We start from the raw sequence: 16,120 nt of genomic DNA on the forward strand, positions 1-16,120 counted from the left end.
GCCCCCCGACCCCCGCGCGCCCCTAGACGCCCTGCAGCCTCTTCTCCCGCAGCAGGGCGGCCAGCGCACCCGCGAACTCCACCGGTTCCACCGGCAGCGTCACAGCCGCCTCCGCACGGCTCCACGTCGCCAGCCACGCGTCCTGCGGGCGGGCGATGAGCAGCAGCACCGGCGGGCACCGGAAGACCTCGTCCTTGATCTGCCGGCACAGTCCCATGCCGCCCATGGGCACCGCCTCGCCGTCCAGGACGCAGACGTCGATCCCGCCCTTGTCCAGCTCCTTGATCGCGGCTGCCGGAGTGGCGCACTCCACGAACTCGACCACGGGAACGTCCGGAGCCGGCCGGCGACCGGTCGCCAGCCGCACCTGCTCGCGGGTGTTGGAGTCGTCGCTGTAGACCAGCACCGTGGCGGTCGGCTGCATGCTTCCTCCGATACGCAGTGAAACAGTCGTAGCCCGTCGCGCCGGATGCTACTCCTTTGAACACCTCGTCAACACTGGTTCGGACATGGCTTCGACCGGCCGCTCGATGGGCCATACGGGCAGTACAGACAGGGGGGACACTCCGAACGGCACCCCCCGGGGTGAGGGCGGGATAAGCGACCGACATAATGTCGGTCGTGGCGACAGCAACGACAGTAGAAACCGGGCACGCGCACCCGTCGGTCAACCGGCCGAACCTCACCAGCGTCGGAACCATCATCTGGTTGAGTTCCGAGCTGATGTTCTTCGCGGCCCTCTTCGCGATGTACTTCACCCTGCGATCGGTGACCGGCCCGGACTTCTGGTCCGAGAAGGCCGACGCGTTGAACTTCCCGTTCTCCGCGACGAACACCACGATCCTGGTGCTCTCCTCCCTCACCTGTCAGCTCGGCGTGTTCGCGGCCGAGCGCGGTGACGTGAAGAAGCTCAGGATGTGGTTCATCGTCACCTTCGTGATGGGGTCGATCTTCATCGGCGGTCAGGTGTTCGAATACACCGAACTGGTCAAGCACGAGGGCCTCTCGCTCTCGTCGGACCCGTACGGCTCGGTGTTCTACCTGACCACCGGCTTCCACGGACTGCACGTGACGGGCGGCCTCATCGCCTTCCTGCTGGTCCTCGGCCGCACCTACGCGGCCCGGAGGTTCACCCACGAGCAGGCGACCGCGGCCATCGTCGTGTCCTATTACTGGCACTTCGTCGATGTCGTCTGGATCGGCCTCTTCGCCACGATCTACATGATCAAGTAGTCGCGGCAAGCACCCGCGCAATACCAGAAGCATCGACGCAGAAGATCCTGACACCGGGGTAATCCGTGAAAAAGCTCTCCGCACGACGACGCCACCCGCTGGCGGCGCTCGTCGTCCTACTCCTCGCGCTGGCATGCACAGGGGGGCTGTACGCCGCGTTCGCACCTGCGGACAAGGCGCAGGCCGATGAAACCGCCCAGTCCCTAGCCATCGACGAGGGCAAGAAGCTCTACGCCGTCGGCTGTGCCACTTGCCACGGCACCGGAGGGCAGGGCACCACCGACGGTCCGAGCCTGGTCGGCGTGGGCGCCGCGGCCGTCGACTTCCAGGTGGGCACCGGCCGTATGCCGGCCCAGCAGCCCGGCGCGCAGGTCCCGCGCAAGAAGGTGATCTACTCCCAGGCCGAGATCGACCAGCTCGCCGCCTACGTCGCGTCGCTGGGTGCCGGTCCGGCCATCCCGTCGGAGGAGAAGTACGGCCCGGAGGGCGCGGACATCGCCAAGGGCGGTGAGCTGTTCCGCAACAACTGCGCGCAGTGTCACAACTTCACCGGCAAGGGCGGCGCCCTGACGCACGGCAAGTACGCGCCGAACCTCGAGGATGTCGACCCCAAGCACATCTACGAGGCCATGCAGACCGGCCCGCAGAACATGCCCTCCTTCCCCGACACCACGCTGTCGGAGCAGAACAAGAAGGACATCATCGCCTACCTGGACGCGGTCAACAGCGACGACACCGAGAACCCGGGTGGTCTCAGCCTCGGCGGACTGGGTCCGGTCAGTGAAGGTCTGTTCGCCTGGGTGTTCGGACTGGGCGCCCTGATCGCCGTCGCCGTCTGGGTCGCCGCTCGGACCGCAAAGGCCAAGAAGTCATGAGTAGCCAAGACATTCCAGAAGAGAACCTGCCCGCTGAGCAGGACGCCCCGCACGGGCACGGCGCGATGCGCCCCGCGGACGAGCAGCACCCGTTCGCCGACCCGGGTCTGCCGCCCCACGAGCACCGGATCCAGGACGTCGACGAGCGGGCCGCCAAGCGGTCCGAGCGCACGGTCGCCCTGCTGTTCACGCTCTCGATGCTGGCCACCGTCGGCTTCATCGCCTCGTTCGTGACGATCCCGGTCGACGAGTCGGTGTACATCTTCCCGCTCGGTCACATCAGTGCGCTGAACTTCGCGCTCGGCATGACGCTCGGCGTCGCGCTGTTCGCGATCGGCGCCGGCGCGGTCCACTGGGCCCGCACGCTGATGTCCGACGAGGAGGTCGCCGACGAGCGTCACCCGATCGAGGCTGACGCCGAGACCCGTGCCAAGGTCCACGCGGACTTCAAGCAGGGTGCCAAGGAATCCGTGATCGGGCGCCGCAAGCTGATCCGCAACACGATGCTGGGCGCGCTCACGCTGGTGCCGCTCTCCGGCGTCGTCCTGCTGCGCGACCTCGGCCCGCTGCCCGGGACCAAGCTCCGCCACACCCTGTGGTCCAAGGGCAAGCTGCTCGTCAACATGAACACCCACGAACCGCTGCGTCCTTCCGACGTCGCGGTGGGCTCGCTCACCTTCGCCATGCCCGAGGGCCTGGACGAGCACGACGAGGAGTTCATGACCGAGATCGCGAAGGCGGCCCTGATGATCATCCGGCTGGAGCCGGAGGCCATCAAGGACAAGCGCGAGCTCGAGTGGTCGCACGAGGGCATCGTGGCGTACTCGAAGATCTGCACCCACGTCGGTTGCCCGATCTCCCTGTACGAGCAGCAGACGCACCACGCGCTCTGCCCCTGCCACCAGTCCACCTTCGACCTTGCCGACGGCGCCCGGGTGATCTTCGGTCCCGCCGGTCACGCCCTGCCGCAACTGCGCATCGGCGTGAACGACGAGGGGTACCTCGAAGCGCTCGGCGACTTCGAGGAGCCCGTCGGTCCTGCCTTCTGGGAGCGCGGATGAGCACTACAGCCAACGAAGCCCCCCGCTCTCGCGGGAAGGCGCCGGCCGGCGAGCGCGTCGCCGACTGGGCCGACGGCCGTCTGGGGATCTACTCCCTGGCCAAGGCCAACATGCGCAAGATCTTCCCCGACCACTGGTCGTTCATGCTGGGTGAGGTCTGCCTCTACAGCTTCATCATCATCATCCTCACGGGTGTGTACCTGACGCTGTTCTTCCACCCGTCGATGAACGAGGTCACGTACCACGGCTCGTACGTGCCGCTGCAGGGCCAGCTCATGAGTGAGGCGTACGCCTCGACGCTGGACATCAGCTTCGACGTCCGCGGTGGTCTGCTCATCCGGCAGATCCACCACTGGGCGGCGCTGATCTTCCTCGCCGGCATGTTCGTGCACATGATGCGCGTCTTCTTCACCGGCGCGTTCCGCAAGCCGCGTGAGATCAACTGGCTGTTCGGCTTCCTGCTGCTCGTCCTCGGCATGTTCACCGGCTTCACCGGTTACTCGCTCCCGGACGACCTGCTCTCGGGCACCGGTATCCGCTTCATGGAGGGCGCGATCCTGTCCGTGCCGATCGTCGGCACGTACATCTCGTTCTTCCTCTTCGGCGGGGAGTTCCCCGGCCACGACTTCGTGGCCCGGTTCTACTCGATCCACATCCTGCTGCTGCCGGGCATCATGCTCGGCCTGGTGGTGGGCCACCTGATCCTGGTCTTCTACCACAAGCACACGCAGTTCGCGGGTCCCGGCAAGACCAACAAGAACGTCGTCGGCATGCCGCTGCTGCCGGTGTACATGGCGAAGGCCGGAGGCTTCTTCTTCCTGGTCTTCGGTGTGATCGCCGCCATCTCGGCCATCGCCACCATCAACCCCATCTGGTCCATCGGCCCCTATCGGCCGGACATGGTCTCCACCGGCGCCCAGCCCGACTGGTACATGGGCTTCTCCGAGGGTCTGATCCGTGTGATGCCCGGCTGGGAGATCAACTTCTGGGGCCACACGCTCGTCCTGGGCGTGCTCATCCCGCTGATGATCTTCCCGCTGGTCCTGGCGGCGATCGCGGTCTACCCGTTCATCGAGTCCTGGGTCACCGGCGACAAGCGCGAGCACCACATCCTGGACCGCCCGCGCAACGCCCCGACGCGCACCGCGTTCGGTGTCGCCTGGATCACCGAGTACTTCATCCTGCTCGTCGGTGGCGGCAACGACATCTGGGCCACGCACTTCCACCTGTCGATCAACGCGATCACCTGGTTCGTCCGCATCGCGTTCTTCGTCGGCCCGGTCGTGGCGTTCATCGTCACCAAGCGGATCTGCCTCGGCCTCCAGCGCCGGGACAGGGACAAGGTGCTGCACGGCCGCGAGTCGGGCATCATCAAGCGCCTGCCGCACGGTGAGTTCATCGAGGTGCACGAGCCGCTCAGCCAGGAGCAACTGCACACGCTCACGGCGCACGAGCAGTACAAGCCGGCCGAGATCGGCCCGGAGGTCGACGAGAACGGCGTCCGGCGCAAGGTGAAGCGCACGGAGAAGCTCCGCGCCAAGCTGAGCAAGGGCTACTACGGCGAGGAGTCGCAGATCCCGAAGCCGACCGTCGAGGAGTACAAGGAGATCACGAGCGGCCACGGCCACCACTGACCCTCCAGCGTCGCCACACCACGGTCGAAGGGCCCCGTCCGTTCCGCGGACGGGGCCCTTCGCCGTGCCCGGGGCTGGATAGGGTGGGACCACACTCCCTGCCCGCCATACACACGATTCAGGAGCGGCTCATGAGCGCTGTGACCCCCGCTGGAGGCGACACCGCGGCGGGCCGCTCCTGGCCCGCCCTGCTGAACGGACTGCTGGACGGCCGCGACCTGTCGGCGGACGACACCGCCTGGGCGCTGGACGTGATCATGCGCGGCGAGGCGACCGACGCGCAGATCGCCGGCTTCGCGGTGGGGCTGCGGTTCAAGGGGGAGACGGTCGAGGAGATCTCCGGTCTCGTCCGCACCATGTACGCCCACGCCAACGTGATCGAGGTGCCGGGTGAGACGGTCGACATCGTCGGCACCGGCGGCGACGGCGCCAAGACCGTCAACATCTCCACCATGTCGGCGATCGTCGTGGCCGGCACGGGCGCGAAGGTCGTCAAGCACGGCAACCGGGCCGCCTCCTCGGCATCCGGCGCCTCCGACGTGCTGGAGAAGCTCGGCGTCAACCTGGAGCTCACCCCGAAGCGAGTGGCCGAGGTCGCCGAGGAGGCCGGCATCACCTTCTGCTTCGCGGTGAAGTTCCACCCCGCCCTGCGCCATGTGGCGGCGGCGCGCGGCCAGCTCGGCATCCGCACGGTGTTCAACTTCCTGGGCCCGCTGACCAATCCCGCCAAGGTACGGTCCCAGGCGATCGGGGTCGCCCACGCCCGGATGGCGCCGATCATCGCCGGCGTCTTCGCCGAGCGCGGCCACTCGTCCCTGGTCTTCCGAGGCGACGACGGGCTCGACGAACTGACCACGACGTCCACCTCGCGGGTCTGGGTCGTGCGGGACGGCCGGGTGACCGAGGAGACCTTCGACCCCCGGGACGTCGGACTCGAGCTGGTGCCGGTTCAGGCGCTGCGCGGCGCCGACGCCTCCTACAACGCCGACGTCGCCCGCCGCCTGCTGGCCGGCGAGACGGGACCCGTGCGGGACGCGGTGCTGCTCAACTCGGCGGCGGCCCTGGTGGCCCTGGAGCCGGGTGCGGGGACGCTGACGGAGCAGATCCGGGCCGGTATGGACCGGGCCGCGGAGTCGATCGACTCGGGCGCGGCCAGGCGCGTCCTGGAGCGCTGGGTGGCCGTGAGCAACGCGTAGCGGCCTCCCCGTGTGACGTGCGTCCCGCGATCCGGACCCGGGTTGCGGGGCGTCGTTCTCTTCCCCTAGGTTTTGTCCAGGTCATGAGTGACAGTCATCAGGCCCCGGCCGACTGTCCGGCAACCCTCCGTCCGTGGCGGGGTGCCCCGGGTGAAGACCAGGCCGTGGACAGCAAGGTTCACGGCAAGCGCGGACCCCTCGCGAAACCAGGGGTCCTGGGTCGTCCGAGGGAGTCTCCCGTGAATCAGCGAATGCGATAGGGCCGCAGAGCCCCGCCTCCGCATCCCCCTTCACCGCCTTCTCCGCCTTGTCCCACGCTTGAGCCGTCGCGGTTCGCGTGGTGACTCCACCTGCCTTCACGGGAGTGCACCCATGTCCGTCTCCGCCCTCGCCGCCGACCAGTCCGCCTGTCCCGACACCGAGGGCGCGCTGCCCGTGCTGGGCCGTGATGTCACCGTCCCGCTCGTCACCGGCGGGGAGGTCAGCTACGCCGCCCTCGACTACGCCGCCAGCGCGCCCGCGCTCCAGCGGGTCTGGGACGACGTGGCGGCCTACGCCCCCTACTACGGCAGCGTGCACCGCGGGGCCGGGTACCTGTCGCAGCTCTCGACCGACCTGTTCGAGAACGCGCGGAGGACCGTCGCCGGGTTCCTCGGCTGCCGGGACGGGGACCAGGTCGTGTTCACCCGGTCCACCACCGACTCCCTCAACCTGCTCGCCGCCACGCTGCCGGCCGGCTGCCGGGTCTTCGTCTTCGAGACCGAGCACCACGCCTCGCTGCTGCCCTGGCGCGACGCGGACGTGACCTTCCTGGACGCCCCGCGCACCCCGGCGCAGGCCGTCGAGACCCTGGAGCGCGCCCTCGCCGCCCGCGAGCCGTACGGGCCCGCGCTGGTCTGCGTCACCGGCGCCTCCAACGTCACCGGCGAGCTGTGGCCGGTGCGCGAACTCGCCGCCGCCGCGCACGCGCACGGTGCCCGGATCGTGCTGGACGCCGCCCAGCTCGCCCCGCACCACCCCGTCTCCGTGGCCGGCCTGGACGTCGACTGGGTCGCCTTCTCCGGGCACAAGCTGTACGCCCCCTTCGGCGCCGGCGTACTGGCCGGACGCGCCGACTGGCTGCGCGAGGCGGAGCCGTACCTCGCCGGCGGCGGCGCCAGCCGCAAGGTCACCCGGCGCGCGGACGGCGGCGTGGACGTGGAGTGGCACGACAGCGCCGCACGGCACGAGGCCGGGTCGCCCAACGTCATCGGCGCCTACGCGATCGCCTCCGCCTGCAAGGCGCTCACCGAGGCCGGGTTCGACGCGCTGGTCGCCCGCGAGGAGTACCTGATCGGGAAGGTGCGGGCCGGGCTCGCCGAGGTGCCGCAGGTGCGGATCCTCTCCCTCTTCGGCGCCGACGCCCCCCGCGTCGGCGTGCTCTCCTTCGTCGTCGAGGGCTGGAACAGCTCTCACTTCGCCGCGGCCCTCTCCGCCGAGTACGGCATCGGTGTGCGGGACGGCCTGTTCTGCGCCCACCCGCTGGTGCGCACCCTGCTCGGCAGCGACCCGCAGGCGCAGGGCGAGTGCGGCGCCCCCGAGGCGGCGCCCGGGGAGAAGTCCCTCAACGCCATCCGCGTGAGCTTCGGCGCGGGCACCCCCAACGAGCACGTCGAGCGGTTCGTGAAGGCCGTCAGGGAGCTGGTCAGCGACGGCGCCCGCTGGAACTACCGGACCGAGGACGGGCGTTGCGTGCCCGACACGTCCGCCGCGGGCACCTCCGGCGCGGGCATCCCCAGCGCCGGGACGTCGGCCGCGGGCACCCCCGGCGCCGGGACGTCCGCCGCCGGCACTGCCGTCTGACCCGGCAGCCGCGAGCCCAGCAGGATCATCCGCAGCGCCCGTTCCGTGGCGTCCGTGAGGAGCTCGGCGGCGCGCAGCAACGCGTCCGCCAGGGCCATCGGCGCCGGCATGATGCCGTGGCAGGCGTCCACCCCCGGCACCTCGTGCGCGCCCTCGCCGAGCGTGCCGGCCAGGGCCAGCACGGGACGGCCGTAGAGCTTGGCGCGGCGGGCCACCTCGGCCGGGACCTTGCCGCGCGGCGTCTGGTGGTCCAGCGCCCCCTCGGCGGTGAGCACCAGGTCGGCGCGGGCCAGGCGGGCGTCGAGGTCGAGGTGGTCGAGGAGTACGTCGAAGCGGGGCAGCAGCCGGGCGCCGACGGCGGCGAGACCGGCGCCGAGCCCGCCGGAGGCGCCGGTGCCGGGGCCGTGGCGCAGGTCGGTGCCGACGGCACCGAGGTCGCGGACGAGGACGCGCGCCCAGTTCTCCAGACCGGCCGACAACTCCTCGACCTGCGCGGGCGTCGCGCCCTTCTGCGGGCCGAACACCCGGGCCACGCCGCGCTCGCCGCACAGCACGTTGAACGGGTTGCAGGCGACGAGCAGCTCGGTGTCCCGCAGCCGGGCGTCCAGACCGGACGCGTCGATGCGGGCCAGCCGGGCCAGCTCCCGCCCGCCGTGCGGGAGTTCGAAGCCGTCCGCGTCCAGCAGCCGGGCCCCGAGCGCCTGGAGCGCGCCCGCGCCCCCGTCCGACGTGCCCGAGTCGCCGCAGCCGACCAGGACCCGCCGCACCCCGGTGTCGAGCGCGGCGCGGATCAGCTCGCCGACGCCGTGGGTCGTCGTGGTGCCCGGGTCGCGCAGATCGCGGGGGACCAGGGACAGGCCCGCGACGGCCGCCATCTCCACCACGGCGGTGTCCCCGGCGCCGAGCAGCGCGAAGTGGGTGCCGACGGGTTCGCCGACCGGGCCGGTGGCGGCCAGCGCGACCAGCCGCCCGCCGGTCGCGGCGGCCAGCGCGACGGCCGTGCCCTCGCCGCCGTCCACCAGCGGGATCCGGTCGATCCCGGCGTCCGGCAGCACCCGGCGGACACCGGCCGCGATGGCGTCCGCGGCGGCCTGGGCGGACAGGGACTCCTTGAAGCCGCTGGGGGCCACGACGACACGGTTCAGCACGGACGGCACGGACGGCACGGAGGGCGCGGAAGGCACTGAGGGCAGGGAAGGCGCGGAAGGCACTGAGGGCACTGAGGACATGGAGGACTCCTTCAACGGGTCACGGGTACGCCGAGCAGCGGCCAGACGGCGGCGGCGAAGAACAGCACGAGCGCGGCGGTCAGCGGTGCCAGGACGGCGGACAGCCGCAGCAGGTCGCGCGGGGTGTAGGTGGGGGTGCCGGGGATGTCGGAGAAGAGCGTGACCGGCTTGGCGGAGGCCGGGAGCGTGTGGCAGAAGCCGGCCGCGGCGGTGGACGCGAGCGCGGCGGCGACCGGGTTGACGCCGACGCCCACGGCCGCGGCGATCACCAGTGGCACCAGGACGGAGGACCGGGCCGAGCGGGACTGGAGAACCAGGTGGGCCGCCGTGCTCACCGCGACCACGACCCCGAGGAAGACGGCCGGCGTGACGTCCGCCGGCAAGCCCGACACCAGCCACTCGGCCGCACCGGAGTCGGCGAGCGCGACGCCCATCGCCATGGTCGCCGCCATGAACAGCAGCAGGGACCAGGGAACGGTCTTCAGCGCGTCCTTGAGCCGCACGGTGCCGAGCGCGGGGGAGGAGGCGACGACCGCGCCGATCAGCGCCACCACCGCCGGGGAGACGTGGTGCAGCGGCTCGCTGCACCACAGGGTCACCACGGTGGCCAGCAGCGCGGCGCAGCGCTTCTCCGCCTGCGTCCAGGGACCGGTGACCGGGCTCTCGCTGTGCCGCTGTATCTCCTGTGCGGTGATCCGGACCGGGCCCTTGCGGTCCGCTCGCCGAGTGGTCGTCGACAGGACGGTCTCGGCGGCCAGATGGGAGGAGGTCACCGCCAGCGGCAGACCGAGCAGCAGCCACTGGGTGAAGCCGATCCGGTCCCCGGTCGCCTCCCACAGCACCGACACCGTGATCAGATGCGCGCCCGCGCCGATCAGGGTCGCCACCGCGGACAGCAGGATCACGGTCGGGAACAGCAGCGCCAGCATCACGACCAGTCGCTTCCGGTCGGCGAGGGCCTTGGCGAGGGCGAGGAACACCGGCAGCGCGAGCGCCGCCCGGCCCGAGGTGGCCGGCACCGCGAACGCCGTCACGACCAGCGCGGCCGTCGTCAGGTGCACCAACTGCCGTACGCTGCGCGCCCCGCCGACCAGGAACGCCGCCGCCCGCCCGGCCAGCCCGGTCCGGGCCACCGCCGCCGCCAGCACGAAGGCGCAGATCAGCAGCCACACCGTGTCGTCGCCGAGGGTGCCGAAGAGGGTGTCGCTGCTGATGACGCCGGTCGCGGTCAGCGCGAGTCCGGCGCCCAGCGCGATGTAGGTGTCGTCGATCGGCGTACCGATCCAGGCGCAGGTGGCCAGCGCGAACACGGCGAGGGTGAGGCGCGCGTCGCCACTGAGGGCGGGGAAGTTGGCGGGAACCGCCAGCAGCGCGCACAGGGACAGCGCCACGCAGAGGGCCGCCGCGAGGCGGAGGTTCAACGTCACGTCATCGAGGGTTCTCCCGGGCGGTGAGCCCTCAATGAGTCCGACATGAAGGAAACCTCACCAAAAAGCCGGTCAGCCCGGCGGCCGACCGGCCGCCGGTGGGCCGGGTGCGTCAGCCCGGCAGCCGGTACCCCATGCCCCGTACCGTCTCCACCCGCTGCGCCCCCAGCTTCTTGCGCAGCGCCCGCACGTACACGTCCACGATGTTGGAGCCCGGGTCGAAGTCGTAGCCCCACACGTGGGACAGGATCTGCTCCCGGGACAGGACCTGCCCCGGGTGCCGCAGGAACAGTTCGAGCAGCACGAACTCACGGGCCGTCAGGTCCACGGTCCGCTCCCCGGCACGGGCCCGGCGGGTGCGCAGGTCGAGGGAGAGGTCGCCGGACCTCAGCACCGTCACCTCCGGTGCCCTGGCCGCCGTCCGCAGCCGCAGCCGTACCCGGGCGAGCAGTTCCTCGAAGCGGAACGGCTTGGTCATCCAGTCGTCCGCGCCGCCCTCCAGGCCGGCCACCGTGTCCCGTACGGAGTCCCGGGCGGTCAGCACGATCACCGGGGTCGTCACCCGGGACTCGCGCAGTTCGCGCAGGACCGTGAAGCCGTCCCGGCCGGGCAGCCCGATGTCCAGGACGACCAGGTCGAAGCCGCCGGTGAGGGCGTACTCGTAGGCGGCGTCGCCGTCGGCCACGGCGGTGGTGGTGAAGCCGTTGGCGCGCAGGCCCTTCTCGACGAAGGAGGCGATGCGCTCCTCGTCCTCGACGATGAGGATGCGGTTCATGGGCGTGCCTCTTCCGGAATCAGTCCAGTGTCAGTACGAAGGTGGCGCCGCCGCCCTCGGTGGTGCGCAGGGCGACCCGCCCGCCGTGGCCCTCGGCGATCGCCTTGACGATCGACAGCCCGAGTCCGGCGCCGGTTCCGCGCACCCCGCGCCGGGCCGTGCCGCGCCGGAAGCGCTCGAAGACGACCTCGGCGTCTTGCGGCTGGACCCCGGGTCCGGAGTCGGCGACGTAGAGCTCGACGCGGGTGTCGTCGGCGCGGGAGCCTATGCGGATGGTCTGGCCGGCGGTGGTGTGCTGCACGGCGTTCTGCGCGAGCTGCACCATGGCCTGGGTGATGCGCTGAGGGTCCAGCCGGGCCTCGCGGTCGGCGACCCCGTCCAGCACCCAGTCCCGGTCGCCGAGGGTGCGGGCCTTGACGTAGACGTCGGCGGTGAGTTCGGCGAGCTGGACCGGCTCGGGGGTGACGAAGTCGGGGCGTTCGGCCTTGGCGAGCAGCAGCAGGTCCTCGACGATGCGGCTCATCCGGTCCAGCTCGTCGGTGACGAGGCGGACGGTCTCCTCGCGTTCCGCCGGGTCGTCGCCCATCAGTTCCAGGTGGCCGCGCACGATGGTGATCGGGGTGCGCAGTTCGTGGCTCGCGTCGTCGACGAACCGGCGCTGGGTGGCGAAGGCGCGTTCCAGCCGGTCGAGCATTGCGTTGAAGGTCTCGGCGAGCGCGGCCACGTCGTCGTGTCCGTGCACCGGGATGCGCCGGGTCAGGTCCTGCTCGGTGAGCTGCGCGGCCGTGGTGCGCACCAGCCGCACCGGTTTGAGGATCCGGCCCGCGACCACCCAGGCGATGCCGGTCGTCATCAGCAGGGCGACGCCGGAGATGGCGAGCAGGACGCGGAACACCTCGTTCGCGCGGGCCTGTTCCCGCCCGGGGTGGAAGGCGACCACGAAGGCGGCCGCCGGCTCGCCGCCGTACCGGGCGACGGTGACCTTGGCCCAGCGGATGTCGCCCTGGGGCCGGTGCAGGGTGCCGGTGGAGTCGGGCGAGGCGTAGATGCGGCGCCTGGCGTCCGCGTCCTCGTGCAGGGGCAGGGCGACCGGGATCTCGCGCTGCTGGATGATCTGCGCGGGCTTGCTGCCCTTCTCGCCCACCAGGCCGATCAGTTCCTCGTCCAGGTCGGCGTACTGGCGTTCCAAAAAGACCCGCAGCAGCCGGCCCGGGTCGGTGAACGGGCGGCCGGTCTCCGGGTCGAAGCCCTGCTCCTCGAAGTTGGCGAACTCGCCGGCTTCCTGCGCGAGCAGGCCGTTGATCCGCTGGTCGGTGTCGCGCAGCAGGATCGAGCGGGTGGTCGCGGCCACCGAGGCGAGGGCGACCGCCATCACGAGCAGCAGCCACAGGAGGATGCGGACCCGGGCCGAGATCCGGCGGCGCTCGCGGTCAGCCGTCGTCGCCGGCTCCGTCGTCGGCGCCCCCGCCGGAGGCTCCGTCGTCGGACTCCTGGCCTCGGTCGTCGTCATCGTCGTCATCCGGAGGGCTGTCGGTCACCGGTGGCCGGGTCACCACCTGGTCGCTGGGCGTCGGCTCGGGCGAGGAGGAGGTGGGTGCCGGCGTCGGGGAGCCGCTCTCCAGCTCCACCTTGGCCGGAACCTTGGGTTCCTGCGGGCTGTCGGTGAGGGCGAAGCTGGTCGCGGCGATGCCGAGCGGGATCAGGACGACGGCCGCCAGGGCCGCCATCCGGCGAGAGAAGACCATGTCCTTGATCCTGCGCCCGGTACCCGTCGTCCCGGATGAGTCCGCGATGAAGAACTCTTCATCAGGTACGGGGACCGGGTCGCGGGCTCAGTTGTCGAGCCCGATGGCGAACGCCGCCTCCAGGTCGTGCTGCGAGTACGTCCGGAACGCCACGTGCGTGTCCGTGCCCTCCACGCCCGGGATCTTGCTGATCCGGCCGGGGATGACCTCTGCCAGGTCCTCGTGCTCGTTCACCCGCACCATGGCGATCAGGTCGTAGGTGCCGGTGACGGAGAAGACCTCGCTGACGTTCTCCAGCGCGGCGATCTGCTCCGCGATCTCGGGGATCCGGTCCACGCTGGTCTTGATGAGGACGATCGCGCTGATCACGGCTGTTTCTCTCCCTCGGGGGCCGTCACTGGAACGCTCTTCACTCTAGTCGTACGCCCGAACCGCACCCAGGCGAAGACGAAGCCCAGCCCGAAGCCGACCAGGTGCGCGAGGTACGCCACTCCCGGCCCGTCGCCGGCCCGCCCCGCCGCCGTCCACTGGAGAGCGGCCCAGAAGGGCAGGACGACCCAGGCCGGGAAGCGCAGCGGCAGGAAGAAGAGGAAGGGCAGGAGGCTGGTCACCCGGGCGTGCGGGAAGAGGAAGAGGAAGGCGCCGAGGGTCGCGGAGATCGCCCCCGAGGCGCCGACCAGGGACTGCGGGGAGTGGGCGTTGGCCCCCGCGTAGCCGAGCAGGGCCAGGTAGCCGCAGCCGAGGTAGAACAGGGCGAACTGGAGCCGGCCCATCCGTTCCTCGGTCATCGCGCCGAAGACGTAGAGGAAGAGCATGTTGCCCAGCAGGTGCACCCAGCTCCCGTGGACGAACAGCGCCGTGGCGGGGGTGAGGGCGGACCCGGGGGAGTCCTCGAACAGTTCTGCGGGGATTACGCCCCAGCGCCGGAAGTACGCGCGCTGCGCCGCGAGCAGTTCCTCCCCGGTGCCGTACACCGGATTCAGGCCCGCCGCCGGGCTGATCAGGAAGAGCAGGCAGCACAGGACGATCAGCCCGTACGTCACCGGCGCGGACCGGCCCCGGGTCGTACGGGGCGTGCCGGGTGTCCTGACCGTCCTGAGGGCCGCCGTGCTCCAGTTGCGGATCATGGACACAGAGCATGACGTAACGGGACGCAACCGCCCGGACCGCCTCGCCGCCGTGGACACGCGGGCGTCGGGTACCCGCCAGGCCGTAGGGTTACGAGCCAAACGCGCCGGGGGAGCCCGGCGCGGCCGACACCGGAAGAGAGCGAACAGCCACGATGACGGTTCCCCTGCCGACCGACACGACGCGGTGGCGCTGCACCCTCTGCGGCAACCTCACCCGCTTCGACGTGACCCGGGCCTCGAAGGTCGTCGAGTACGTGCACCTCGATCTGGCCGGTGAGCCGAACGTCGAGGAGCGCGAGGTACTCAGTGAGACCATCGAGTCGGTGCGGTGCCGCTGGTGCAACGCCGTGGACCAGGTGGAACTCGTGGACAGGCCGGGTGCCGCCTCCTGACCGGAGCGGCCCCGCATGAGGTGATCCCGCGCGGGGTCACGCAGAGGCATTGGGGTGACGGATGGTGGAGACACACGGCGGGGGGCCGGGCGACGGCGCCGCTGAGGTGCTCGACCGGCCGCTGCCCGACGGTGTGCGCCGCAGGGTCGTGCAGATCGTGTCCGACGGCTTCGGTGGACTCACCCTCGGTGAACTGCCGGCGCAGCTCAGACAGTACGCCCGGTTCGCCCCGAACCGCAGGGCCAAGTTCGCCGGCAACGCCATGGCCGCCGCCGTCGAGACCGACCCCCTGTTCCGCCAGCGCATCGGTGAGGCGTTCAGGGAGGCCCAGCCGGAACTGGCCGGGGCCCTGGACGCCGGCTCCCCGCCCCCGGCCGCGGACCCCCTCGACGTGGCGGCCGCCGCCTATGTGCTGCGGCCGCACGGCTGGGTGAAGCTGGTGACCGCCGCCGGCGAGGAGGTGCAGCGCGCGGACGCCGAGCGTGCCGACGAGGAGGGCCGCGCGGAGCTGGAGCGGCTGCACGAGGAGCTGGCCCGGGCCCGGGAGCACACCAGGTCCGAGACCGAGCGGCTGCGTGCCGAGCTGGACGCGGCGAAGAAGGAGGCCGATGCGCTGCACCGCAAGCTGCGCTCGGCCCTCAGCGACGTCAAGCGCGGCGAGGCGGCGCTGCGCAAGATGCGAGCGGAGATGGACGCCGTCCGCGCCGAGGGGCACGCCCAGGTGTCCGCCGCCGAGAGCGAGACCCGGCGGCTCAAGACCCGGCTCGGGGAGGCGGAGGCGGCCCTGGAGGCCACCCGCAAGGCGGCCCGGGAGGGGCGCAGCGTCGAGGACATGCGGGTGCGGCTGCTGCTGGACACCCTGCTGGACGCGACGCAGGGGCTGCGCCGGGAGCTCGCGCTGCCCCCGGTGTCGGTGCGGCCCGCGGAGACGGTGGACGCGGTGGAACCCGGCCGGATGACGCCCAAGGACATCGCCGCCCGCGCCCTGTCCGACAACGACCCCGCCATCCTCGACCAGTTGCTCGCGCTGCCCCAGGCGCACCTGGTCGTCGACGGCTACAACGTCACCAAGACCGGCTATCCGCAGATGCCGCTGGAGAAGCAGCGGCTGCGGCTGCTCGGCCAGCTCTCCCAGCTCGCCGCGCAGACCGGCGCCGAGATGACCTGCGTCTTCGACGGGGCCGAGCTGGTGGCGCCGGTGCTGCTCGCGCCGCCGCGCGGGGTGCGGGTGCTGTTCTCCAAGCCCGGGGTCACGGCCGACGAGCTGATCCGCCAACTGGTGCGGGCCGAGCCGCCGGGCCGGCCGGTCATCGTCGTCTCCACCGACCGCGAGGTCGCCGACGGCGTGGCCCGGGCGGGCGCCAGGCCGGTGGCGTCCGCGGTGCTCCTCAAGCGGCTTTCCTAGCCCCCTGCTTCACTTTCGTGTCAACCGCAACGTAGGCGACCTATGCCCGAATTGACGGAACCGTCACGCAACGTAGCGTCAAGTGGGGGTTACTGCAGGTGAGTTGCGGCAAAGAATGCGGTGCGTAACCGGGATTTTTCGGCTGAGGATTTGAACTGATCACGAGTGGGTCACTA

15 protein-coding genes, 1 pseudogene and 1 riboswitch are annotated in these 16,120 nt (G+C 71.1%); of the genes and pseudogenes, 8 read left to right on the forward strand and 8 right to left on the reverse strand.

The genetic code is table 11. The features are described from left to right. Positions 1-22: 22 nt before the first annotated feature. Positions 23-424, reverse strand: a complete 402-nt coding sequence (locus B1H29_RS26555; RefSeq protein ID WP_055416541.1) for a response regulator transcription factor — start codon at positions 422-424, stop codon at positions 23-25. A 188-nt stretch (positions 425-612) separates the two neighbouring features. Between B1H29_RS26555 and ctaE the strand changes: the two genes are divergently transcribed. The 6 genes from ctaE (at position 613) to B1H29_RS26585 (ending at position 7,841) form a co-directional block, all read left to right on the forward strand. Beyond that, positions 613-1,233: an aa3-type cytochrome oxidase subunit III gene (ctaE, locus tag B1H29_RS26560; protein ID WP_055416540.1), complete on the forward strand. Its 621-nt coding sequence runs from the start codon at positions 613-615 to the stop codon at positions 1,231-1,233. A 65-nt stretch (positions 1,234-1,298) separates the two neighbouring features. Beyond that, positions 1,299-2,108 carry a cytochrome bc1 complex diheme cytochrome c subunit gene (gene qcrC, locus B1H29_RS26565; protein WP_055416539.1) on the forward strand — a complete coding sequence of 270 codons (810 nt, stop codon included), beginning with the start codon at positions 1,299-1,301 and terminating at the stop codon, positions 2,106-2,108. After that, positions 2,105-3,169, forward strand: coding sequence for a cytochrome bc1 complex Rieske iron-sulfur subunit (qcrA, locus tag B1H29_RS26570; protein ID WP_055416538.1), 1,065 nt, complete (start codon positions 2,105-2,107; stop codon positions 3,167-3,169). Before qcrC ends, qcrA begins: the two co-directional genes overlap by 4 nt. Beyond that, complete coding sequence (qcrB, locus tag B1H29_RS26575) at positions 3,166-4,803, forward strand: cytochrome bc1 complex cytochrome b subunit (protein WP_055416537.1); 1,638 nt, start codon at positions 3,166-3,168, stop codon at positions 4,801-4,803. Before qcrA ends, qcrB begins: the two co-directional genes overlap by 4 nt. Before the next feature lie 131 nt (positions 4,804-4,934). Beyond that, positions 4,935-5,999 carry an anthranilate phosphoribosyltransferase gene (gene trpD / locus B1H29_RS26580; RefSeq protein WP_055416536.1) on the forward strand — a complete coding sequence of 355 codons (1,065 nt, stop codon included), beginning with the start codon at positions 4,935-4,937 and terminating at the stop codon, positions 5,997-5,999. A 79-nt stretch (positions 6,000-6,078) separates the two neighbouring features. Then, positions 6,079-6,195: riboswitch (SAM riboswitch) on the forward strand. 176 nt (positions 6,196-6,371) lie between these two features. After that, positions 6,372-7,841 carry an aminotransferase class V-fold PLP-dependent enzyme gene (locus B1H29_RS26585; protein WP_055416535.1) on the forward strand — a complete coding sequence of 490 codons (1,470 nt, stop codon included), beginning with the start codon at positions 6,372-6,374 and terminating at the stop codon, positions 7,839-7,841. 80 nt (positions 7,842-7,921) lie between these two features. Here the strand turns inward: B1H29_RS26585 and B1H29_RS26590 are convergent. The 7 genes and pseudogenes from B1H29_RS26590 to B1H29_RS26620 form a co-directional block, all read right to left on the reverse strand. After that, positions 7,922-9,070 (reverse strand): annotated as a pseudogene (locus B1H29_RS26590) (glycerate kinase); the annotation flags it as partial. An 11-nt stretch (positions 9,071-9,081) separates the two neighbouring features. Further along, positions 9,082-10,497 carry an SLC13 family permease gene (locus tag B1H29_RS26595; RefSeq protein ID WP_055416534.1) on the reverse strand — a complete coding sequence of 472 codons (1,416 nt, stop codon included), beginning with the start codon at positions 10,495-10,497 and terminating at the stop codon, positions 9,082-9,084. A 112-nt stretch (positions 10,498-10,609) separates the two neighbouring features. Next, positions 10,610-11,272: a response regulator transcription factor gene (locus B1H29_RS26600; protein ID WP_055416533.1), complete on the reverse strand. Its 663-nt coding sequence runs from the start codon at positions 11,270-11,272 to the stop codon at positions 10,610-10,612. Between the two features lie 19 nt (positions 11,273-11,291). After that, positions 11,292-12,782 carry a sensor histidine kinase gene (locus B1H29_RS26605; RefSeq protein ID WP_199832274.1) on the reverse strand — a complete coding sequence of 497 codons (1,491 nt, stop codon included), beginning with the start codon at positions 12,780-12,782 and terminating at the stop codon, positions 11,292-11,294. After that, a complete protein-coding gene (locus tag B1H29_RS26610) occupies positions 12,703-13,017 on the reverse strand; it encodes a hypothetical protein (RefSeq protein ID WP_055416532.1) in 315 nt (104 codons plus the stop codon). The genes B1H29_RS26605 and B1H29_RS26610 overlap by 80 nt, the downstream gene beginning before the upstream one ends. Before the next feature lie 87 nt (positions 13,018-13,104). After that, entirely contained in the window at positions 13,105-13,386 is a 282-nt protein-coding gene (locus B1H29_RS26615) for an Lrp/AsnC family transcriptional regulator (RefSeq protein WP_055416531.1), read from the reverse strand. Further along, positions 13,383-14,144 carry a rhomboid family intramembrane serine protease gene (locus B1H29_RS26620; protein ID WP_055416530.1) on the reverse strand — a complete coding sequence of 254 codons (762 nt, stop codon included), beginning with the start codon at positions 14,142-14,144 and terminating at the stop codon, positions 13,383-13,385. Before B1H29_RS26620 ends, B1H29_RS26615 begins: the two co-directional genes overlap by 4 nt. A 155-nt stretch (positions 14,145-14,299) precedes the next feature. Here B1H29_RS26620 and B1H29_RS26625 point away from each other — a divergent pair, with 155 nt between their 5' ends. Next, on the forward strand, positions 14,300-14,539 hold the full coding sequence (locus B1H29_RS26625) for a hypothetical protein (protein WP_055416529.1): 240 nt from the start codon (positions 14,300-14,302) through the stop codon (positions 14,537-14,539). A 61-nt stretch (positions 14,540-14,600) separates the two neighbouring features. Further along, on the forward strand, positions 14,601-15,944 hold the full coding sequence (locus B1H29_RS26630; protein WP_055416528.1) for an NYN domain-containing protein: 1,344 nt from the start codon (positions 14,601-14,603) through the stop codon (positions 15,942-15,944). Positions 15,945-16,120 lie beyond the last annotated feature (176 nt).

Origin of the sequence: Streptomyces pactum (genome assembly GCF_002005225.1) — a bacterium.
GTDB classification, from domain to species: Bacteria; Actinomycetota; Actinomycetes; order Streptomycetales; family Streptomycetaceae; genus Streptomyces; species Streptomyces pactum_A.